The organism is Corynebacterium pyruviciproducens ATCC BAA-1742, assembly GCF_000411375.1.
Classification (GTDB): domain Bacteria; phylum Actinomycetota; class Actinomycetes; order Mycobacteriales; family Mycobacteriaceae; genus Corynebacterium; species Corynebacterium pyruviciproducens.
On sequence record NZ_KE150448.1, the window covers coordinates 307,960 to 327,843 of the forward strand.

General features: G+C 60.2%; 20 protein-coding genes and 4 tRNA genes. 4 read left to right on the plus strand and 20 right to left on the minus strand.

From position 1 onward, the window contains the following. Positions 1–153 precede the first annotated feature (153 nt). The 14 genes from pgfA to HMPREF1219_RS10995 form a co-directional block, all read right to left on the minus strand. Complete coding sequence (pgfA, locus tag HMPREF1219_RS10930; protein WP_040427779.1) at positions 154–1,071, minus strand: cell envelope lipid trafficking protein PgfA; 918 nt, start codon at positions 1,069–1,071, stop codon at positions 154–156. A gap of 262 nt (positions 1,072–1,333) precedes the next feature. Further along, positions 1,334–1,720 carry a 50S ribosomal protein L7/L12 gene (gene rplL / locus HMPREF1219_RS10935; protein WP_016458998.1) on the minus strand — a complete coding sequence of 129 codons (387 nt, stop codon included), beginning with the start codon at positions 1,718–1,720 and terminating at the stop codon, positions 1,334–1,336. A gap of 92 nt (positions 1,721–1,812) precedes the next feature. Further along, positions 1,813–2,322 (minus strand): 50S ribosomal protein L10, encoded by a 510-nt coding sequence (rplJ, locus tag HMPREF1219_RS10940; RefSeq protein ID WP_016458999.1) that lies wholly within the window; start codon positions 2,320–2,322, stop codon positions 1,813–1,815. Positions 2,323–2,591: 269 nt separating this feature from the next. Further along, positions 2,592–3,134, minus strand: coding sequence for a twin-arginine translocation signal domain-containing protein (locus tag HMPREF1219_RS10945; protein WP_016459000.1), 543 nt, complete (start codon positions 3,132–3,134; stop codon positions 2,592–2,594). A 6-nt stretch (positions 3,135–3,140) separates the two neighbouring features. Further along, positions 3,141–4,448, minus strand: a complete 1,308-nt coding sequence (locus tag HMPREF1219_RS10950; protein WP_245554463.1) for a 6-pyruvoyl tetrahydrobiopterin synthase — start codon at positions 4,446–4,448, stop codon at positions 3,141–3,143. A gap of 503 nt (positions 4,449–4,951) precedes the next feature. Beyond that, positions 4,952–5,662 carry a 50S ribosomal protein L1 gene (rplA, locus tag HMPREF1219_RS10955; protein ID WP_016459002.1) on the minus strand — a complete coding sequence of 237 codons (711 nt, stop codon included), beginning with the start codon at positions 5,660–5,662 and terminating at the stop codon, positions 4,952–4,954. A 153-nt stretch (positions 5,663–5,815) separates the two neighbouring features. Next, positions 5,816–6,250, minus strand: a complete 435-nt coding sequence (rplK, locus tag HMPREF1219_RS10960) for a 50S ribosomal protein L11 (protein WP_016459003.1) — start codon at positions 6,248–6,250, stop codon at positions 5,816–5,818. A gap of 155 nt (positions 6,251–6,405) precedes the next feature. Beyond that, entirely contained in the window at positions 6,406–7,215 is an 810-nt protein-coding gene (gene nusG / locus HMPREF1219_RS10965) for a transcription termination/antitermination protein NusG (RefSeq protein ID WP_016459004.1), read from the minus strand. A gap of 93 nt (positions 7,216–7,308) precedes the next feature. Beyond that, positions 7,309–7,617 (minus strand): preprotein translocase subunit SecE, encoded by a 309-nt coding sequence (secE, locus tag HMPREF1219_RS10970; RefSeq protein WP_016459005.1) that lies wholly within the window; start codon positions 7,615–7,617, stop codon positions 7,309–7,311. A gap of 31 nt (positions 7,618–7,648) precedes the next feature. Then, positions 7,649–7,721 (minus strand) — tRNA-Trp (locus HMPREF1219_RS10975). 79 nt (positions 7,722–7,800) lie between these two features. Continuing rightward, positions 7,801–7,874: transfer RNA gene (locus HMPREF1219_RS10980), tRNA-Met, on the minus strand. A 22-nt stretch (positions 7,875–7,896) separates the two neighbouring features. Then, a tRNA-Thr gene (locus HMPREF1219_RS10985) sits at positions 7,897–7,969 on the minus strand. A 445-nt stretch (positions 7,970–8,414) separates the two neighbouring features. After that, a tRNA-Tyr gene (locus HMPREF1219_RS10990) sits at positions 8,415–8,497 on the minus strand. A 73-nt stretch (positions 8,498–8,570) separates the two neighbouring features. Beyond that, positions 8,571–9,593 (minus strand): polyprenyl synthetase family protein, encoded by a 1,023-nt coding sequence (locus HMPREF1219_RS10995; RefSeq protein WP_016459006.1) that lies wholly within the window; start codon positions 9,591–9,593, stop codon positions 8,571–8,573. 95 nt (positions 9,594–9,688) lie between these two features. Here HMPREF1219_RS10995 and HMPREF1219_RS11000 point away from each other — a divergent pair, with 95 nt between their 5' ends. Continuing rightward, positions 9,689–10,846: a geranylgeranyl reductase family protein gene (locus tag HMPREF1219_RS11000; protein ID WP_016459007.1), complete on the plus strand. Its 1,158-nt coding sequence runs from the start codon at positions 9,689–9,691 to the stop codon at positions 10,844–10,846. Positions 10,847–10,923: 77 nt separating this feature from the next. Here the strand turns inward: HMPREF1219_RS11000 and HMPREF1219_RS11005 are convergent, their stop codons facing one another. Genes HMPREF1219_RS11005 through HMPREF1219_RS11025 form a run of 5 tightly spaced genes read right to left on the minus strand, consistent with a single transcriptional unit; the run spans position 10,924 to position 15,760 of the window. Continuing rightward, positions 10,924–11,610 carry a demethylmenaquinone methyltransferase gene (locus HMPREF1219_RS11005; RefSeq protein WP_016459008.1) on the minus strand — a complete coding sequence of 229 codons (687 nt, stop codon included), beginning with the start codon at positions 11,608–11,610 and terminating at the stop codon, positions 10,924–10,926. A 25-nt stretch (positions 11,611–11,635) separates the two neighbouring features. After that, entirely contained in the window at positions 11,636–12,832 is a 1,197-nt protein-coding gene (locus HMPREF1219_RS11010; RefSeq protein WP_016459009.1) for a glycosyltransferase family 4 protein, read from the minus strand. A gap of 50 nt (positions 12,833–12,882) precedes the next feature. Further along, the gene (locus HMPREF1219_RS11015; RefSeq protein ID WP_016459010.1) at positions 12,883–13,290 is read right to left on the minus strand and encodes a DUF3592 domain-containing protein; all 408 of its coding nucleotides are present in this window, start codon (positions 13,288–13,290) and stop codon (positions 12,883–12,885) included. Then, complete coding sequence (menD, locus tag HMPREF1219_RS11020) at positions 13,290–14,837, minus strand: 2-succinyl-5-enolpyruvyl-6-hydroxy-3-cyclohexene-1-carboxylic-acid synthase (RefSeq protein WP_016459011.1); 1,548 nt, start codon at positions 14,835–14,837, stop codon at positions 13,290–13,292. The genes HMPREF1219_RS11015 and menD overlap by 1 nt, the downstream gene beginning before the upstream one ends. Beyond that, a complete protein-coding gene (locus HMPREF1219_RS11025; protein WP_016459012.1) occupies positions 14,834–15,760 on the minus strand; it encodes an o-succinylbenzoate synthase in 927 nt (308 codons plus the stop codon). The genes menD and HMPREF1219_RS11025 overlap by 4 nt, the downstream gene beginning before the upstream one ends. Positions 15,761–16,053: 293 nt before the next feature. On the opposite strand from HMPREF1219_RS11025, the gene HMPREF1219_RS11030 reads away from it, so the two are divergent. From HMPREF1219_RS11030 to menE, 3 genes are read left to right on the plus strand one after another with little or no spacing between them, the layout of a single operon-like run. Beyond that, positions 16,054–16,935 carry a DUF559 domain-containing protein gene (locus HMPREF1219_RS11030; RefSeq protein WP_016459013.1) on the plus strand — a complete coding sequence of 294 codons (882 nt, stop codon included), beginning with the start codon at positions 16,054–16,056 and terminating at the stop codon, positions 16,933–16,935. An 18-nt stretch (positions 16,936–16,953) separates the two neighbouring features. Next, a complete protein-coding gene (locus HMPREF1219_RS11035) occupies positions 16,954–17,868 on the plus strand; it encodes a 1,4-dihydroxy-2-naphthoyl-CoA synthase (RefSeq protein WP_016459014.1) in 915 nt (304 codons plus the stop codon). Further along, positions 17,868–19,007: an o-succinylbenzoate--CoA ligase gene (gene menE / locus HMPREF1219_RS11040; protein ID WP_016459015.1), complete on the plus strand. Its 1,140-nt coding sequence runs from the start codon at positions 17,868–17,870 to the stop codon at positions 19,005–19,007. Before HMPREF1219_RS11035 ends, menE begins: the two co-directional genes overlap by 1 nt. Here menE and HMPREF1219_RS11045 read toward each other — a convergent pair. Next, complete coding sequence (locus HMPREF1219_RS11045) at positions 18,978–19,841, minus strand: hypothetical protein (protein ID WP_016459016.1); 864 nt, start codon at positions 19,839–19,841, stop codon at positions 18,978–18,980. The genes menE and HMPREF1219_RS11045 overlap by 30 nt on opposite strands. Between the last annotated feature and the right edge of the window lie 43 nt (positions 19,842–19,884).

Here is a 19,884-nt window from a genome sequence, read left to right on the forward strand (position 1 = left end):
TGGTTTTGTATAAGCTTTCGGTCTGCTATAGGAACCGGTGCCCAGATAGCACTGAATGACCTTGTCAAATTCCAGCTTTTGCTTTCTTTTGATCAAGGCCTTCAATCATCGACCACCGATTCTAGCGCAACAAACTACCATAGCCCACTACGGTCAGTTTGTAAAGTGCCGCTTTCTCCGTTTGTCAAATACGCCGAATATCCCCAGCGCACCAAGCACAAGCACGACTGCCCCGATACCTGCCGCAATCCAGTTCGCCGTCTTCCACGCCGTTGGGTTTGCCACGTTCTCGGCGATCTCCATCAACGCGTCTTTATCTTCTTGGGACATCGTCCCGTTGAACAGGAGAACATCATCACGCTGCTCGCCTGTGAGGTAGTAATCCTCCACGGCCTCATCCATGCCGACGATCATTCCGGTGGCCTTGTCCACATCGATGTCCCGCTTGGCGCCATGGTACAACACCCGGCCCATGGCATCGGGTTCCCCCACCGCCTGTGGCTCAAAATCTTGCCGGTACGTCACTATGTCGCGCCCGTCCACTTCGGACTCCCCCGACTTCACCGCGGGCTTCGCCGCCCGCAACGTGACGTCGAAGAGCGGGTACTCGTCAGCCTCGGCGTTGGGAGGGAACGCGAACCACAGGCCGTCCACATCCACCGTAGCCACGGGGCTGGCCAGCTGCTCCGACACGGTTGCCGGCGTCAGCGCCTCACCGCTCATGCGGTCAAACCGGTAGCTATACACCTCGGCGCTGAGCAACCCGTCCAGATCCGTGGCCCGCCCTGTGCGCCTGGTAGACAACCCAATCCGGGCTGTGGCCTCCTCGTTGGTGATGGGCGAGGTGTACACCACGTGCAGCTGCCGCTCCACAGGCTCAATCTTGGTGGCTGCATCCGCCACCGCGAGGCTCTTGGCGGAGTCGTCGGTGAGGGTGTAGGTCAGTTCGCCGTGCGCCACTGGAACGTTCTCCCCCACCTGCGTCAGGCGAGGCGTGACAAGCCCCCACACCAGAAGGGCCAAGCCGATGCCGATAAGCAAGGCGGAGACTACTCGTGAACGTGGAAGCATGGCCCTACTCTACCTCGAAGGACCGGCCGAACCGCAACCACTGCCACCAATCCCGGCCCGCCGCGGCGGCCGACTCGGCAGGTTGTGACGACCGGGCCGGGTTGTGCGCGGATGCGTGCCGTTATCGGCCCGCCCTGCCGCGGCACTCGACCGTCCCGGACAGGTAGGCCGGGTTCTGCACGACGGCGGCGTTGGCGAATAAAAGGGCAGAAAAAATCCCCCACCCCCGAAGCGGTGAGGGAAAGTTCTACGCGAGGTAGGACTACTTGAGGGATGCGGTTGCGCCAGCCTCTTCGAGCTTGGTCTTAGCAGCCTCAGCGTCCTCCTTGGAAGCACCCTCGAGGATAGCCTTAGGAGCAGCCTCAACGAGCTCCTTAGCTTCCTTCAGGCCCAGGCCGGAGACGATCTCACGGACAACCTTGATCACGCCGATCTTCTTGGCTCCCACGTCCTCGAGCACGACGTCGAACTCGGTCTTCTCTTCCTCAGCAGCAGCCTCGCCACCTGCAGCGCCAGCGGCAGCAACAGCAACCGGAGCAGCAGCGGTAACGTCGAAGGTCTCTTCGAACAGCTTGGTGAACTCAGAGAGCTCGATGAGGGTCATTTCCTTGAAAGCTTCGATGAGCTCTTCGTTGGTGTACTTAGCCATAACGGTCAAGTCCTTTCAGTTTGTTTTCCGGGTTACCACCCGGGGAGGTAAATGGTGATGAAATTTTCGATCCTGTTAGCAGGCGAAGTAGGTTACTTCTTCTCCTGCAGTGCAGCGGAAAGACGTGCGACCTGGGATGCGGGAGCAGAGAACAGGCCAGCAGCCTGCGTCATCTTGCCCTTCAGGGCACCAGCCAGCTTGGCCAGCGTGGTCTCGCGATCGTCGAGGTCTGCAAGCGCCTTGACCTGGTCAGCGCTGAGCGCAGCGCCGTCCATGTAGCCGCCCTTCACAACGAACTTGTCGTTGGTAGAGCCAAACTTCTTCATGGCCTTGGCAGCGTCCACTGCCTCGCCCTTAATAAAGGCGACAGCGGTAGGACCGGTGAGGAGATCATCAAGGCCCTCAATGCCAGCCTCAGCTGCGGCAAGCTTGATGAGGGTGTTCTTGGCGACGTGGTACTTCACGTCGTTACCGAGATCAGTACGGAAATCGGTGATCTGCTGAACAGTCAGACCACGGTACTCAGTGAGAACCAGCGAATCAGCCTCGTCAAAGTACTCCTTGAGTTTTGCGAGCTCCGCAGTATTCTTCGGGTTTGCCATTTCCTCGCCTCCTTCCATTAAACGGTTCTTCAAAAATTGTCCGCCACGAGGCATAAATAATGCCCCGTGCAAGAGCACAGGGCACAAACCAATTCAATCATTGGAAGGTGTTGCAAGTGACTCCTGCGTGGGCCGTTTCCTTGAAGAGGAAACCTTCGAGCCTTTCGGCTGACCGACGGTCTACGGTGAAACTTGGTCTAGGACGTCTCTCAACGCCCTCTCACAAACTTCGTCCACAAACCATACAGCCCACGCGGAATCAACGCAAATTAGCTGGACAAGCTGGACGAGGACGTGTCAGCGGAGATGCTTGCCGCCGGGATCGACTCGTACACGTACTCCTCCGACTGCACCTCACGGAACACATCACCGGGAAGGGTGACGGAGCCGAGGATTTGGGTGCGGGGGACGTAGCGGAAGTTGAAGAGGCCTGTCTTCCACAGGAGCTCAAACTCCACGGGCGTGTTCGCGGGCACGTCCTCAGGCAGCGGGAAGGACCACTCTCCTGGGGAAAGCTGGGTGGGCTCCAGCGTCGACAAGCGAGGTGCGATAGCCGAGGGGCCCGCAACCAGACCAGCCTCGTCGAGAGCCCGGGTGAAGATCGTCAGCGGGGTGCCGGCCGGAAGCGGAGTATCCACATTGACAGTCACCGCGATGGGGAGGCGCAAAACCTGGCCCTCAGAAACGACCGTCCCGATGGTGAACGTGATGCCGGGGGCCTCCTGCGCCAGGGCCACAGAAGGAAGCGATGCCAGGGCCACAGTAGCGGCGGAACCGGCGAGGAACGTACGACGATTGAGTGTGAAAGTCATGTCTACCTACTTCTTAGTGATCTTGAAGATGCCGCCGACCGTACCCTGCCACCAGGTGCCGTTATCGTCGATCGTGCCCACCATCTGAAGCGTATCAACGCCAAAGACGGTAACCAGGCCCGGGAAATCCTGCGAGTACACGGTCTCGCCGGTTTCCATGTCAATGATGGTGCCTGAGATGACTGAACCGTTGACCAGACCGAAGCGCTTGCGCTCGCACACGTAGATGTAGCCATCCGCCGTGGACAGGCGGGGCACAACTGCCGAGTACACATCGTCACGCTTCCACACCGGAGTCAGGCCTGCGGCGGTGACATCGTACCGTTCCAGGCCCGGTGCGAACAGCGCGTTCGCGGGCTTGGACGGGCCTGCGCCCTCCGGGTAGCGCGGATACGGGTAGCCGAACGTGGATCCCACAACGATGGAATTCTGCACGCCAATAGCCGAACACTCCGTGCCCGAGGCACCCGGAGTGAACACACCGTGGGAACCCACCAGACGGCCCGTCGTGGTTTCGTACACAATGAGGTTCTCCTGCTCATCCGCATTATCGGTGAGCATGACGTAATCCGACCCGTTCGGGCCGAAGAAGGTGGGCGAGGCACCCGAGCCCCACGAAAGCTGGCCCGGCTTGCGGGCCGTGCCACGGTCATACAGCGCAAACCAGTCAATCGACGGCGTACCCTCATCATCTGCACTCAGCATGTAGATCGCGTGCGAGGTAACAACCGATACGCCCGACGGGCAGGCCGAGATGGAATTGTCCACGGTCTCGTATTCAGAGCCGGACTCGTTGAGGAAGATGGAGCGGATCTCGCGCTTATCCACATCCACCACGGCAAGCGCGCCGTGCGCCGAGGCGACCCACACACGGCCCTGCCAGTCCGGCACCACACCGACCACCTGGTCGCCCTCGTACTGGGACAGGAACTTAGTCAGGGAGACGCGCTCATCCACGTATACCCTGCTACCATCCGCCGAGTGGGCCACACGCAGGAGCGTGTTGGAACCATCGACGAAGACCATCCGATCCTCGTTATCAATGAAGGCGTACACGCCGCCGAGGAGAGCGCCCTTAGGAACCTCAAGCGAGCCCAGTGTGCGGCCCGTCTCCGGATCCAAAATGGCCACCTTCGGCTGCAGGAACGTCAGCTTCGAGCCGAAGCGCTGGGTAACAAGTGCCTGGACGAAGCCATCCGAGCCGATCATGATCGTGGGGCAGGCACCACCCATATCGATGTGCTTCACATCCCATGGTCCTGCGCCCGGGCCGGGAACCGGCGAGCAGTCCGACGACTGCGCTTCGCCATGCATGCACGCCATTCCAGGCGCGCCGAGGTGTTCGTTTACCTCAGCGTTGTATTCAAAATTTGACTTGAATAATCCTCTAGGTGTGAGAATTTACTGTTGACATTCGGTATTTTACATACAAAAGTAACAAAAAACACCTCTGAGCAGCACTCTAGATATACAAGAGAGGTGCCTTAACGCTGGCGCAGAATCTCTTAGCTTGCGCCCCGCAGTAATCGCCGGCTGCCCAGCGATCCACGGACGTTTCCCGGCCCGCCTCGCCCGAAGTGCCAGAAGCCCAACCCTGGTGGGCCGAAAAGAGTACCACCCCGCGTAGCTCCCCCATCCCGACACACCTGCCTGATCTCCCAGGCCGCTTCCCGGCCCGGTCGCTTTCAACCACCCGCAGTCCGAATCGGAGTGGGCCAACAAAAAGCGCCCCCGCACCCACATGGGTTACGGAGGCGCCTCGCAGCTAGCTTTACATCACTAGCTGCCTTTGGTGCTCAGCCTTGCAGCCGACGAGCTTAGTCCTGCTCGGTGAAGTTCTTCTGCACCGTCGGATCAACCTGGATTCCAGGGCCGTTCGTTGCAGCGATGGTGACCTTCTTCAGGTAAATGCCCTTGGAGGAGCTGGGCTTGAGACGGTTGATCTCCTCGAGGAGAGCGCCGTAGTTCTCAGCGAGCTTCTCTGCATCGAAGGAAGCCTTGCCAATGAGAGCGTGCAGGTTGGAAGCCTTGTCAACGCGGAAGGAAATCTTGCCGCCCTTGATCTCCTTCACAGCCTTGGCAACGTCCGGGGTAACCGTGCCCGTCTTCGGGTTCGGCATGAGGCCACGCGGGCCGAGAACGCGAGCAACGCGGCCGACCTTGGCCATCTGATCCGGGGTTGCGATAGCAGCGTCGAAGTCGGTCCAGCCGCCTTGGATCTTCTCGATCAGCTCAGCGGTGCCGACGTAATCAGCGCCAGCCTCTTCAGCAGCGGTAGCGTTGGTGCCTTCTGCGAAGACCACAACGCGAACTTCCTTGCCGGTGCCGTTAGGCAGGGACACGGTGCCACGAACGAGCTGATCAGCCTTGCGGGGATCAACGCCGAGACGCATCACAACGTCGATGGAGGCATCGTAGTTCTTGGAGGAGGTCTCCTTGGCCAGCTTCACAGCCTCGAGCGGGGTGTAGAGGTGGCTGGAGTCAATCTTTTCCGCGTTCTCGCGGTACGCCTTGGAGCGCTTTGCCATAATTCATCAATCCTTTCGGAGATGGGTTCGATGTGTGGTGAACGGGCCTGGCCGGCCCTTCCACAATTGAGCGTGCTGTGCCACTAGGTGGCACACAGTTCATGGCCCGGTTGGAATTCTTCGTCGAAAAGCCAAAGAAACCGGGCCAGGAAGTTACAGACCCTCGACGACGATGCCCATCGAGCGGGCGGTGCCGGCGATGATCTTGGCGGCGGCGTCGATGTCGCGCGCGTTGAGGTCAGGCTCCTTCTGCTTAGCAATTTCCTTGACCTGGTCGAGCGTGACCTTGCCCACCTTATCGGTGTGCGGAACGCCGGAGCCCTTCTTCAGCCCAGCAGCCTTGAGCAGCAGCTGCGCTGCCGGAGGGGTCTTGAGCTTGAAGTCAAAGGAGCGGTCTTCGTAGACGGTGATTTCTACAGGCACAATGTTGCCACGCTGAGACTCAGTGGCAGCGTTGTACGCCTTGCAGAACTCCATCATGTTCACGCCGTGCGCACCAAGGGCAGGACCAACCGGCGGTGCAGGGTTCGCCTGACCAGCCTCGATCTGCAGCTTAATGAGGGCCGTGACCTTCTTCTTCGGGGGCATCTTCTACCTACTTTCCTTGTTACCAGCGGGCCGCCGCGAGATGCTTATGTAGGGCGACCTACCGTCCGGATGCCTTGTTACAGCCACCGGGAAACGTACACTTACATGCCTTTAAGGCACGGGCGCAAATTTTACACCACGTGCGCTTAAAAAAGCTAATTGATCTTTTCCACCTGATCGAAGGTGAGCTCCACCGGCGTATCGCGGCCGAAGATGGACACGAGGGCGTGGAGCTTGCCGGAATCGCGGTCGATATCCGAGATCGTCGCGGACACCGTTGCCAGCGCGCCGGAGAGAATCGTCACGGACTCGCCGACCTCGAAGTCGACCTCCACCGGCTTCTTCTCCTGGGCCGGGGCAGCGACCACGGTCTCCCCCTCGGCGTTAGGTTCCGTCTCGTCGGCGGTCTGCTGCGGCATGAGGAACTTGGCCACATCGCGCGGCTTGACGGGCGTAGCCTGGCCCTCATTGCCCACGAAGCTGGTCACGCCCGGCGTACCGCGAACCACGGACCACACGGAATCATTCATCTCCATGCGGACGAGGACGTAGCCGGGAAGGAGCTTCTTCTTGACAATCTTCTTCTTGCCGTCCTTCATCTCGGTGACTTCTTCCACCGGTACGACGATGTCGTGGATGTACTCATCCACCTCAAGGTTCTCGGCGCGCTGGGTGAGGTTGGTCTTCACCTTGTTTTCGTAGCCGGAGTACGTCTGGATGATGTACCACGTGCCCGGCAGCTTCTTGAGCTCCCGGATGTACGCGCGCAGACGCGCCTTGTACTCCTTGAGAGCCTTCTCCTCCGCCGAGACCTCCTCCTCAGCCGTGGCATCGTCCCCGGCCGGGGTTTCCGCAGCTTCCGGTGCGTCGTGTGTCTCCGTAGCTTCCGGAGCCTCGGTAGCTTCCGGTGCGTCCACGTTTTCTTCCAGCTTTTCGACGTTGTCCTGCGTCGTAGCGTCTTCCATCACAAAAACCTCTTCACTTCAAAAATTTATCCCGCCTACTTGGTAACCAAGCGGCGGGATCATTAAGTATCAAGAACTTTTATACCATCTAGCCTACGGAGTGAGCAACCAATGCACACCCTTGAAAGTAAGGATGTCCGTTCCCCAGACGATGATGGTCATAACGATGAGGAACAGGAACACAATGAGCGTGTAGTTCAGCATCTGCTTGCTCGAAGGCCAAATAACCTTCCGCATCTGCTCGATAACTTCGGGGATGAAGGTCTTGACCCCGCCGCCCCACTTCTCGTCCTTTTCTTCCTTGATGAGCCGCTTCTCAGCGTAGGCGTCAGCGCTCGTAGTGCTCGCACCCGTAAGCTGCCGCTTACCGGTCGGACGAGCCGTGCGATTTTCCTCAGCCACGTTTAATCCTCTTTGCGCTAGAAGTACTTTGCAGGGGCGACAGGACTCGAACCTGCAACCTGCGGTTTTGGAGACCGCTGCTCTACCAATTGAGCCACGCCCCTTTGCCGGGCGTGCACTTTACATGCACCCGACACACTGTACCAGAAAACCCTCGCACCTTGGCGAGGGCGGTCAGTGCAGTAGCGGTGGAGAGGTTCGAACTCTCGACCTCACGATTATGAGTCGTGCGCTCTCACCAGCTGAGCTACACCGCCATTTGTTCTAATAAAAGAACAGAGCCCCCTAACAGAATCGAACTGTTGACCTTTTCCTTACCATGGAAACGCTCTACCGACTGAGCTAAGGGGGCCGGTGCTTCTTTTTTGAAGCCTTGGATAGAGTAACCGACATCCATACGTTCACACAAATCGGCATGTCATACGCGTTTTCTCCACATGTTCGCGCGTAAGTTCCTACGCATGTGTGCGGTGCGTGGCCCGGCGGCGGATCACACGCAGCAAGTTAGGTCGCGCTGGGCCGAGTACGTCCCGCCGCCCCCTTGGCAGCGGATGTGACCATGCAACGCGCACAGGACTGCTTCCGTAACCCGGCCCGGTGTTGCCCTAGACACGTGAGGCTCCTGCGTTCTGGGCCGGGATGAGGCGCCCCCCGCGCCTGATACAGCCCAGTGCGGTCAGCTGCGTAAGTTTCGCGCACCTCGGGGCCGGGATCGGGGCGCTGCCGCCCCCATGCGATTTGGATGCAACCACCCCACGCATACAAAAAATCCCGGCCGTAAGGACCGGGATTGTTTGTGCCAGGTAGAAGATTCGAACTTCTGTAGGCGAAAGCCGACGGATTTACAGTCCGCTCCCTTTGGCCACTCGGGCAACCTGGCGCACACTCCGTGAGTGCGAGACATACTTTACTATGCACCCACCCCATTAAGGCAAACTGGCTGCACAGGGCGCTTAACGCACGCGCGAGATGGAGTATTCAGTAAGAGAGCGCAGTGCCGAACGCACCGGCCCTTCAGGTAAAGTTTGCAAAACGTCGAACGCCTTCGTGGCGAAGGATTCAACCACATCGAGAGCCTGCGCACGACCATCGGTTTGCTCGATGAGCTCCAGGGCGCGATCAACTTCCGAGTCGCTGGTTAGTGGCCCGGTCAGGATGGATCGCAGCTCGTCGCCAGCAGCCGAATCCTCTTTCATCGCAAACAGGACAGGAAGCGTAAACACGCCCTCCCTCAGGTCAGTGCCACGTGTCTTGCCCGATTCCTCCGAGGCAGAGAAAATGTCGATGATGTCATCGACGATCTGGAAGATCGTGCCGATGTACACGCCGAATTGCTGCAGGGCGGAAATAATCTCCGGGGAGCAGCCTCCGTGCAGTGCACCGAGGTAGCCCGCGGACGAGATAAGCACGCCGGTCTTCTCGTGGACCACATTGAGGTAGTGCTCGATCTTGTCACCGTCGCCGGGTCCTACGGTTTCGCGCATTTGGCCGGTCACAAGGTCGCCGAAGGTCTGCGCAAAGTGGGCCACAGTTGGCGTGCCCAGTTCGGCCATAATCCGCGAGGCGTGAGCGAGAAGGATGTCACCAGCAAGAATGGCGACGGAGTTCCCCCACTTGGCATTCGCACTTTCCACACCGCGGCGGCGATCAGCTTCGTCCATCACATCGTCGTGGTAGAGCGTGGCCAGGTGAGTCATTTCAACCACGGTGGCCGCTTTGATCACCTCGGCGCACGATGCACGTGGGCCAAGTTGCGAGGCAAGAATTGCAAACATGGGCCGGAATCGTTTTCCGCCAGCTGCAGCCAGGTGAATGACTTTTTCGTTGACAAATTCTTCCCCGTGGTTGAGCTCACTCATGAGGAGCTCTTCCACGCGCTGCAGGTCAGTGGAGACCGTGGCCGCTAATTGGGGTTCGTCAAACGAAATCCCTGTCAAGGGCGTATCCCTATGCAGCCGGGCGCGGGTGTCATTCATGGTAAAAAAAGTTGCCCTCTGTCCGAAACGATGATGAATAAACTTACCCCTTTACCGTAGTCGAAACATGCATTTCTACCTACCCCAGGGTACAAATGAGGGCCATGGAGTATAAACCGGAGGTTGCCGTCATCGGTGCGGGGCCCGCTGGCTCAGCCGCTGCGATTCACCTAAAACACAAGGATGTTCTGCTCATTGACGCAGCAGAGTTTCCCCGCGATAAGACGTGCGGCGATGGACTCACCCCCCGGGCCATGAAAGAGTTGGATGCCCTCGGGGTCACCCTCCCCTTCCACACGCGTGGCCTCAAACTGCACGGTTTCGGCCACACCGCAACGATCCCGTGGCAGTGGGGCGTGGGCTCGGCAATGAAACGCCACGAGTTTGACGCGCTGCTCTACGACCGCGCCCCCGCGAAGAAGATCACCGGCACAGCGACGGCCCCCGAGGTGAGAAACGGGGAGCTTGTCAGCTTCCGGGTCGGTGACGATGTGGTCAAGCCCAGGGCCGTGCTTGTTGCCGACGGCGTGCGCTCCACCTTCGGCACTCAACTGGGCCGCACATGGCACAAGCAGCAGGTGTACGGGATTGCGGCCCGCAGCTACTGCACTTCCACCCGCGCCGACGAGCCGTGGATCCACTCCCACTTCGGTGATCTTCCCGGTTACGGTTGGTTTTTCCCGCTTGTCGACGTCGCCAACGTGGGCTGTGGTGCTCTCTCCACCGCGGCTCGGCCGGCCAAGCTCAACACCAAGAAGCTGCTCCGCACGTACGCGGATTCCATCCGGGCCGAGTTCGGACTCGGCGAGCCCCAGGAAGTCACGTCTGCAGCTCTACCCATGGGTGGATCGGTGTCCGGTGTGGCAGGTAAAAACTGGGCCCTCCTGGGTGACTCCGCGTGCTGCGTCAACCCGCTCAACGGCGAGGGGATTGATTATGCACTGGAGACCGCCCGGCTCGCCAGCGAAATCATTGACACTGACATGCGTGTGTGGCCCAGTGTGTTGCGTGAACACTACGGGGAGACTTTTGCGCTCGCCCGCTCACTGGCGAAGCTCCTCACCTACCCCCGGATGCTCCCCACCTTCGGCCCCCTGGCGTTCCGCACCCCGCTGCGGTCCCTCCTCATGCCTACCGTGGCTCGGGCCATGGGAAACCTCATCGAGGACAGTGACCGGGACCTCGCGGCGCGCGCATGGCATGCTGCAGGAAAGGCAGCCGATACTCTCAATACCGCACCTTTGTGGAGGTAATGAGATACACACAACCCGGCCCGCCTCCACTTTCATCAGGAGCGATGGAGAAAGGCCGGGCCGGGAAACGTTTGGTTTTAGGGTTTCACCGCTGAATGCATCGCGGTGATCCCAAAGGTGAGGTTCTGCCAACCACAATCGGTCCACCCGTTGGCGTTCACGATGGATGCGAGCTCTTCCTGGTCGGGCCATGCGCGAATGGATTCCGCGAGGTACTCGTAGGCCTCACCGTTAGAGGAGACCTGCTTGGCTACCAGCGGGAGAACCCGCATGAGGTACTCCTTGTACACGAAGGAGAACACCGGCAGGATCGGGGTGGAAAACTCGGCGATGGTGAGCCGACCACCGGGTTTTGTCACACGAGCCATTTCACGCAGCGCCTGGCCTGTGTCTTGGATGTTACGCAGACCGAACGAGATCGTCACAGCGTCGAAGGTCTCGTCCGCGAAGGGCAACTGCATCCCATCGCCCACCACCTTGGGCACATCCCTCTTAGCACCAGCAGCGAGCATTCCCTGGGAGAAGTCGCACGCCACACACCAGGCACCTGACTTGGCTAGCTCCTCCGTCGACACGGCGCTGCCGGCGGCGAGGTCGAGAACCTTTTCGCCCGGCTTCAAGGCGAGGCGTTCCCGCACGCGGCGACGCCACATGCGGTCCTGCCCAAAGCTCAGGATGGTGTTGGTGATGTCGTAGTTCTTTCCCACATCATCAAACATTCGGGCGACATCTGACGGGTCTTTATCTAGGGTTGCTTTAGCCACAACGCCCTAGTCTAGCCGGAGCCTTTTAGACCCGGGCACCGAGCGCTTTCGCGGCCCATCGCGGGAGCTCCGGAATCGGGCCGAAGAAGGTCAGCGGCACGCGGTGGGATTGCTCGATGACGGCCGTGTAGTGTTTGACCAACTGGGTGCACAGGTTCTCCCACGTCTTCGGGCGCACGCCGTCGCGAGCAGCCTGGCACATGCGCGTGTAGTGCTGAGGGGAGGTCACCTGGTCAAGGGCATCCGATACGTGGTCCTCAAAGGTGTCTACCTCGAGCAGATAGCCATCGACTCCCTCGGTCACGAGATCGATGGGGCCACCTGCATGAGGCCCGATGACGGGAACCCCGGACGAGAGCGCCTCTTGGATTGTCTGGCAGAACGTCTCAAATTCGCCGGTGTGAACGAACACGTCAAAGCTGGCGTACGCCTCTGCGAGGTCCTCACCGGAAAGCGCACCGGTGAAAACAGCGTTGGGGAGGGCGTCGACAAGCGAATCCCGGTCCGGACCGTCACCGACGATAACAACCTGAACATCAGGGCGGGCGTCGAGCGGGGCCAGGCGACGGACGCCCTTCTCGGCAGCAAGCCGGCCCACAAACCCGACGATGATCTTGTCACCCTCGGGGGCCCACGTGAGGCGGAGGACATCGCTGCGTTTGGAGGGGTGGAACCGCACGGTGTCCACTCCCCGCCCCCAGTGGAAAATGTTGTGAACCCCGTGGGCTTCGAGCTCCGCGATCGACATGGAGCTGGGAGCCAAGGTGCGCTGGGCCATGTTGTGGATGTAGCGCGTCCACTCCCACACCGCAGTGGCCAGCAAGGTGAAGTGGTACTTGGTGGCAAAACCGGCCACATCGGTCTGGTAGATCGCGACGGCGGGGATGCGCAGCTGCCGGGCCGCAATCGCGCCCGCCGCCCCCAAAACGAAGGGGCTAGCCAGGTGCACAACGTCAGGCTTGAACTTGGCCAACGCCCGCATGACCGCCGTGGTGGGCACACCCACTGGCAGGGAATTGACACCGGGGAACATGATCGTGGGAACACGAACGATGGGGTAGCCCGCGTACTCGGCAGCTTCCTCCTCGTGCCCACGGGCACCCGGCGCGATGACGATCGCTTCATGGCCCTCTCGGCGGAGATGCTCGAGGACCCGGAGGACAGAGTTGGTCACCCCGTTGATGTTTGGCAAAAATGCTTCAGCCACAATCGCAACACGCATAACGGCTATTATGCACTAGCCACGTGACATTTTCGTTGAAGTTAGGTGAATTATCCGTTACTTCTCCGTGACACATAGGCCACAGCAGCAAGCCCTGCCGCAGCAACAAGGGACCCTATGAGCAGGATGGATAGGGCGGGCCGGAAAGCGAGCGTCCATTCCCGGCCGTCGACTTTGACCACATCTGGGCGCGACGAGTTGTACGTCACCCACACCCTCTGGCCCTCGTTGAGCCCGGTTGGGTAGAGCAAACCCGTCTCCGGGCTCTGCAGCGCCCCGTGGACATCTTGGAAATCAACCGAGGTGCGCAGCGTTCCCACCGAGGTCACCCGGGCCAGGGAGCGCACGGGTGCCTCAGCGATCAGCCGATCGTTGAGGTATGCCCCGCCAACCATGGCCACACACATGATCGCCACCAGGATCCAGGCACCGATGATGGCCTGCTTCACTCTTCTCATTACACGTGCATTCTCGCGCGCATCTTCTCGTGCATGGCACGGAGGTTGTCACGATCCGTCACGGCTTCTATGAGGCGCACGCCCGTGGGCTCGCGGTCGAGTTCCTTTTGCAGCCCGGGCAGATCGACAACCTTGCAGTAATCGATGCCGTAGGCATCTGCGATGCGTTCGATGGAGACGTCTGTGTGAGGCGTTCCAAAAAACGGCTCGAACATGGCCCGGTACTCCGGTGCACCTTGCTCCAGCGTTTCAAAAATCCCTCCGCCGTTGTCGTTGGCTACTACGATGGTGAGGTTTTCCGGCCGGGGGGAGCCGTCTACTGTGAGCAGCCCGCCAACATCGTGGAGGAACGTGACATCGCCTAGAAGGGCCACGGTGCGAGGCGCTGTGGACGAGGTGGGGTCTTGTGCCTGGTGCGCCAGCGCCACACCGATCGCTTGGCTCACGCTGCCGTCGATGCCGGCAGCACCGCGCGGCGAATACGTATCAACCCCTTGGAACGGAAGTCCGGCGAAGTGGATGTCCCGCACGGGATTGGAGGCACCTACGAACAGGGCGTTTCCCTGGTACAGCGAGTCTGCCACAGCTGCAGCCACGGTGAGCCCAGTGAAGTTTTCCAGCTGCTCGCGCACCGCTTCGGCGGCTAGCTCGCTCGCTGCGTCGACAATCTTCACCCAATCAGCACGCGGTGTACCGGTCACCTTCAGGCTCGTCACCACTTCCTGGGCTGTCCCCTCGGGATCCGTGACGTAGTGCTCACCCGGCTGGCGGACAATGATCTTGGGCACCTCGTTGGTGAGCTTCATCACGTCGCGGTGAAGCGTAGGGTGGCCCACCACGACGATCTGCTCTGGTTTTTCCAACTGGTCAAACATCGTCGCTGCAAGCGGATGGACGGGGTGATACGGGGCAGGGGCCGTCGGCTCTGCGAGCGTTGGCACATCCTCCAAACCAGGAATTTCCTTCGCACCATCTCCGGCAATGACCAGGGTGTTCTTGGTGATGTCGAGTTCGATTTCTCGTTCGTCCACCTCTGGTGTGCCCCACTTCCCCGCAGTCTCCGCCGGTTGGATGTTGTCCCCCAACTCGCCTACCAGCGGCGTATCGAACGGTACGTTGATGTGTACCTGTTGGTAAGCAAGAGCCTCGCGCACCGAATGGACTGTGGGGGCATACGGCTCGAAGAGCTTGTCCTGCACAATCGTCTGGCTGGTGCCCGTGCCCACGTAGCGTTCCGGCCGATCCGCGGACAGGACGACGAACGGGACGGCGGCGTAGTAGGCCTCGATCATCGCGGGCAGGCAGTTGGCCACGGCGGTACCCGACGTGGTGACCACCGGTACCGGTCGCCCAGTCACGCGGGCCATACCGAGTGCGGTGAACGAGGCTGACCGCTCGTCGATACGCGAATGGATCCGCAACCCAGACGCAGCGAAGGCCAGGGCCAACGGCGCGTTGCGCGAGCCCGGGCAATAGACGATGTCGGTGACCCCCGCGTGCTCAAGGTCCGCGACGATTTTCTTGGCCAACTCCGGTGAACTAGTCATGACTTCGATTGTAAATAATCCACACAATCTTTCAGTCGCCGATACCAGAAGTCCTCGTTGGCACACGGGGGAAAGTTCGTGGGGGTCACCGGGGTGACCACCAGCTGACCGTCGACGATGCGACGAGGTTCTGCCACATCCTCGTAGAAGAAGCTGCCCGTTCCCAGCCCGGCGGCGGGTTGGACATCCTGGGCCGCAGCAGTAGCAAGGCACGCGTACATCCCCACTCCGGTCTCCAGAGCGCTCGACACCGTCACACGCAGCCCCAAATCACGCTCCACCTTCAGAACATTTGTCGGCCCGCCCATCGGCTGGCACTTCAAAATGGCGTAGTCCACCCGCCCGCGAACCTGCAGCGGATCGCTTGCCTTACGGATGCTCTCATCAGCGGCAACGGGCGCATAGGGGCGCACTTGCTCGAGCTCCTCGACAGTCTGGCACGGCTGCTCCATGTACTCCAGTGGCCCGAGCTTCTGCGCGGCCTCAATGGCCTGCTCAACGCTCCACCCCCTGTTTGCATCGACCCTGATGAGGGCCTTAGGCATGAGCCGACGGACCTCCGCTACTCGTTCAACGTCATCGGCCAGGGACTGGCCCTTTTCCGCCACCTTCACCTTGACCGTGTTTACCCCGGGAAAGCGGGCCACGATGTTTTCCACATCGCGGGCAGGTACCGCCGGAACGGTACCGTTGACTTCCACTTTGTCTCGCTTGGGCTTGGGAACGCCCTCGAACGCAACCTCCAGGGCGCACTTCAACCACGTGGCAGCCTCAGGCGTTTCGTACTCCAGAAACGGCGACCACTCGGCCCACCCCTTCGGCCCCTCGATGAGCATCGCCTCCCTGTGGGTGATGCCGCGAAACTTGATCATCGGCAGATCCACTACTCGGGCCCGCTGCGCTATCTCCTCAAACGAATGCATGCCTCAAGCGTATCCGTTGAGCCTCAATCACCGTGGCTCCAATGCCCGGGACTTTCCTGCCCCGTTCGTTAGCCCGAGCCAGCGATGAGGACCCGCGTGGAGGGATCTGCGATACCCTTCCAACACTCTCGAAATCTTCGCACAAGCAAGACGATGAAGCGAACCGTTTTAGCGGTTATTTCACCTGGTAGTGATACATGTTCGAATAGATACAACTTACGTGTGACTGCCGTGTTCTATGGTCTGTTTCATACCAACCCAACGACCGCGCCGATGGCGCAGAAGGAAATCCCATGGAAGGTTCGTTTATCACCACGGAGCAACTGAAGAATCAGGGGCTATCCCACAGGCAGATAGCACAGAAGTTGGACAGCGGTGAACTGTTCCGCGTCCGCAGAGGATGGTATTGCACACACCAGCCAACCACCTTCGACCAGCTGCTCGTACTGCAAAAAATGCATCCCGAAATCGTGTTCACTGGCAAGACTGCCCTGGCACTGCATATGCACGAACTGCCGGAAGGCGAGATCGCAGCTCTTGTGCCTAAGAGCAAACGCGCCCCGGTGATCAAAGGTGTGAAAGTGACGAGGTCACGGTGCCTACGCTCTGAGAACGTGTTCGTGTTCCGGTGCGTTTCCATGATCGAAGCGGCGGCAACAGTCCCGGCGGAAGAACGTCCCCCGCAGTTGACCCGGCTGCTCAACGAGCACTACGCCAAGAAACAGGGTAAAGCGAAGTGGAACAAGGACGTCAAGCACCTGCGCAAGCGTTGCATGGCGCCCATCATCAAGAAGGAGTTCCCGCTCGTCGTGCCAGGGTGTTACTCACAACAAGAGCTGCACGTGGCGCAGGGGCTCATCACGCGTGGGTACGAGGTGGAAATGTGTCACGTGGTAGGCGGATACATGTTCGACATCTGGGTCAACGACACCGACGTTCTGGCGGAAGTGGATTCCTTCGCCTTCCACGACGGCCCCAGCCACCACGTTGAGTTTCGCAAGGACCGCTGGAAACAGAATGCGGCGACGATGGAAGGCTACCGAGTGTTGCGTTTCTCCACCGAGGACACCTTCCGCTATCTCCCCCTCGTGATAGAGGAGATCGTACGAGCGGTCCAATTCAAGTCCTCAACAACTCCTCCGCTGTGGACGTGGAGCGAGGGCGATGCCGCCTAACCGTATAGAGTTGCAACTATGACAGATAACCCGTTTGACCCGTCACAATGGAAGCCTGTGCCGGGATTTGAAGAGCTCACCGATATCACCTATCACCGCCACGTGGGTACCGAGCGGAAGGACGGAATCGTTCGCATTGCTTTCGACCGCCCAGAGGTGCGCAACGCCTTTCGGCCACACACCGTGGACGAGCTGTACAGGGCGCTGGACCACGCGCGGCAAACTCCAGACGTAGGCGTCATCCTCCTCACCGGCAACGGCCCGAGCCCGAAAGACGGTGGGTGGGGGTTCTGCTCCGGCGGCGACCAGCGCATCCGGGGCCGCTCCGGATATCAGTACGCCTCGGGTGACACCGCCGACACCGTGGATAAGGCGCGGGCGGGACGGCTTCATATCCTTGAAGTCCAACGCCTTATTAGGACCATGCCAAAGGTAGTTATCGCCCTTGTCAACGGGTGGGCCGCGGGCGGCGGACACTCGCTCCACGTAGTGTGCGACCTTACCTTGGCGAGCGAGGAAGAAGCACGGTTCAAGCAGACCGATGCGGACGTGGGATCGTTCGACGCCGGTTACGGATCCGCATACCTCGCAAAAATGGTCGGCCAAAAGAGGGCCCGCGAAATCTTCTTCCTTGGGCGCACGTACTCCGCCCAAGAGATGAAGGAGATGGGTGCCGTCAACGAGGTGGTTCCGCACAAGGACCTGGAAAAGGTTGGCATCGAGTGGGCACGCGAGATCAACGGCAAGTCCCCCACCGCCCAGCGCATGCTCAAGTTTGCGTTCAACCTCGTCGATGACGGGCTCATGGGGCAGCAGGTGTTCGCGGGAGAGGCAACTCGCCTGGCCTACATGACTGACGAGGCTGTTGAAGGCAGAGACAGCTTCTTGGAAAAGCGCGACCCTGACTGGTCCGAGTTCCCGTTCTACTACTGATGAAGAAGCTCAAAGAACTCCCCATCCCCAGCCCACACATGGTGGATGAGCTGGAGCGTGCCATCGCGGGTGAAGTAGCATACTGCCCCATTCCTGCCGGGAAGTCCGCAGGCGACACGGCGCGAGCCTCATCGTTGAGGGCTACCCAGAGGATCGGCGAGAGCATCGACGACGATGTTGCTCTGGTGGTGGCCACATCGGGATCCACTGGTGTGCCCAAGGGAGCCATGCTCACGGCACACAACTTGGTGAGCGGTGCGGATGCCACGCACGCCCGGTTGGGTGGCCCCTGCCCCTGGCTGTGCGCGTTGCCGGCCCATAATATTGCCGGGCTGCAGATCCTCATCAGATCCCTCGTCGCTGGCTACGACCCCCTTGTAATGGATGTGTCGCAGGGCTTTGACGTGGCCGAATTCGCACAGTACACCGCGGAGCTCGGCGCAGGTGGCTACACCTCGCTGGTGCCAAACCAGCTGGCAAAACTGCTGCGCACCCTGCAAGGCGTGGAGGCACTGCAGCAATATGAGGCGATTCTCGTCGGCGGTGCGCCCATCACCGGCGATATGGCTCACCGTGCCGAGAGGCTTGGCATCAACATCGTCACCACCTACGGTTCCTCGGAGACCTCCGGTGGCTGCGTGTACGACGGCACTCCCATCCCCGGCGCGAAAGTACAACTCCATGGGGAAAGAATCTGGCTCGGAGGCCCGATGGTGGCCAAGGGATACCGCAACGTCCCGAGCGACGAGGCCTTCCCTCAGCCCGGCTGGTTCCGCACCAGCGATGCCGGCCACATTGTCGACGGTAAATTGCAGGTCATCGGCCGCCTCGACGCGATCATCGATTCGGGAGGGCTGAAGCTGCACCCCGAGGTGCTGGAAAAGGCCATCCTCCAGGTGCCTGGAGTAACCGAAGTTGTGGTGGTTGGGGTACCGGATCCCCGACTTGGGTCTGCTATCTCCGCCGTGTACGCAGGAACTCCGACACCTGCGCAAGTGATTGAAGGGCTAGCGGATTTGCCACGCTGGCAGCTTCCCAAGCACCTGAATCACGTGGCGAACGTACCTCGAATGACGAGTGGAAAAGTGGACCGCAAGCAAGCGGAGAAACTAATCCTCGCTAGCACTGGCCTGCAGTAGCACCGCCACGTCCGCGGGCGTGTACGAGGCAGCGATCTGGCGATCATTAGCACCCGCCAGGTTCCGCTGCACGAGTGAATTGACCTGTGTGGAAGGGATGACTGCGAAGTTGCGTGGCTGGGCAAACACCTGGCGCACCTTGTGCCCTGAGCGAAGCTCCATGAGGTGCAGCCAGACATCGTCGGCGTGGGGCGCGTGGGCCGCAAAATCGCCACCGTGCTCCGCAACGTAATCGATGAAGCTCGCCGGGTACAGCACTCCGGAGACTCCGGTTGCGAAATGGAGGATGGATGCCGACGAGCTGATGGCCCGCGACCACTTGGCGTAGGGCCGGATGTGGCCGTCGCGCAACTCGATTCTGTGGGCCCGGTAGGCAACCACCGTGTCAAGCCGATACTGCCCCACCACCAGGAGTTTTTCCACCAACCACTCGGGGTAGATGATGTCATCATCAACGGTGATGACCCGGGTGCCGGTTCCGGCCACTTCGCGGAACTGATTCCAATACTTCGTATGCGGCCCGTAATGGCCGTCGGAACACCGTACCTGCACCCCGCGGTCGATAAGCCGCTGGAGAGACGCGGGATAGGGGGCGTAATAATCCTCCGGATCGAGCCACAGGAAAATAGGCACCTTGACGTAGCCACGCGCAAGGGATTCCAGTGTGAGATACACCTTCTTCAGGCGTTCACCATGCGTGGTGAGAGAAATGACAACGTCGCCGGTCTGCGGGATATGCCCGCGACCGAAGTGATTGAGGAGGTTGAGCGGCACGAGGCGGCCCAGGGTGAGGAAGATGCTCGCTACTTGCCCAAGCACATAGCTGACCCACATCCTGTACCTCCTTGTGAGCCATCGTTATCGTTTTTCTTCAAAG

What these genes read in the sequence shown, in the direction of transcription:
- rplJ (WP_016458999.1), bottom strand. Translation starts at nt 2,322, where the DNA reads ATGGCAAACCCGAAGAATACTGCGGAGCTCGCAAAACTCAAGGAGTAC.
- rplA (WP_016459002.1), bottom strand. Translation starts at nt 5,662, where the DNA reads ATGGCAAAGCGCTCCAAGGCGTACCGCGAGAACGCGGAAAAGATTGAC.
- HMPREF1219_RS10945 (WP_016459000.1), bottom strand. Translation starts at nt 3,134, where the DNA reads ATGACTTTCACACTCAATCGTCGTACGTTCCTCGCCGGTTCCGCCGCT.
- HMPREF1219_RS11025 (WP_016459012.1), bottom strand. Translation starts at nt 15,760, where the DNA reads ATGCATTCGTTTGAGGAGATAGCGCAGCGGGCCCGAGTAGTGGATCTG.
- rplK (WP_016459003.1), bottom strand. Translation starts at nt 6,250, where the DNA reads ATGCCCCCGAAGAAGAAGGTCACGGCCCTCATTAAGCTGCAGATCGAG.
- HMPREF1219_RS11035 (WP_016459014.1), top strand. Translation starts at nt 16,954, where the DNA reads ATGACAGATAACCCGTTTGACCCGTCACAATGGAAGCCTGTGCCGGGA.
- HMPREF1219_RS11015 (WP_016459010.1), bottom strand. Translation starts at nt 13,290, where the DNA reads ATGAGAAGAGTGAAGCAGGCCATCATCGGTGCCTGGATCCTGGTGGCG.
- nusG (WP_016459004.1), bottom strand. Translation starts at nt 7,215, where the DNA reads ATGGAAGACGCTACGACGCAGGACAACGTCGAAAAGCTGGAAGAAAAC.
- pgfA (WP_040427779.1), bottom strand. Translation starts at nt 1,071, where the DNA reads ATGCTTCCACGTTCACGAGTAGTCTCCGCCTTGCTTATCGGCATCGGC.
- HMPREF1219_RS10995 (WP_016459006.1), bottom strand. Translation starts at nt 9,593, where the DNA reads ATGAATGACACCCGCGCCCGGCTGCATAGGGATACGCCCTTGACAGGG.
- HMPREF1219_RS11030 (WP_016459013.1), top strand. Translation starts at nt 16,054, where the DNA reads ATGGAAGGTTCGTTTATCACCACGGAGCAACTGAAGAATCAGGGGCTA.
- HMPREF1219_RS11045 (WP_016459016.1), bottom strand. Translation starts at nt 19,841, where the DNA reads ATGTGGGTCAGCTATGTGCTTGGGCAAGTAGCGAGCATCTTCCTCACC.
- menE (WP_016459015.1), top strand. Translation starts at nt 17,868, where the DNA reads ATGAAGAAGCTCAAAGAACTCCCCATCCCCAGCCCACACATGGTGGAT.
- HMPREF1219_RS11010 (WP_016459009.1), bottom strand. Translation starts at nt 12,832, where the DNA reads ATGCGTGTTGCGATTGTGGCTGAAGCATTTTTGCCAAACATCAACGGG.
- menD (WP_016459011.1), bottom strand. Translation starts at nt 14,837, where the DNA reads ATGACTAGTTCACCGGAGTTGGCCAAGAAAATCGTCGCGGACCTTGAG.
- HMPREF1219_RS11000 (WP_016459007.1), top strand. Translation starts at nt 9,689, where the DNA reads ATGAGGGCCATGGAGTATAAACCGGAGGTTGCCGTCATCGGTGCGGGG.
- HMPREF1219_RS10950 (WP_245554463.1), bottom strand. Translation starts at nt 4,448, where the DNA reads ATGCATGGCGAAGCGCAGTCGTCGGACTGCTCGCCGGTTCCCGGCCCG.
- rplL (WP_016458998.1), bottom strand. Translation starts at nt 1,720, where the DNA reads ATGGCTAAGTACACCAACGAAGAGCTCATCGAAGCTTTCAAGGAAATG.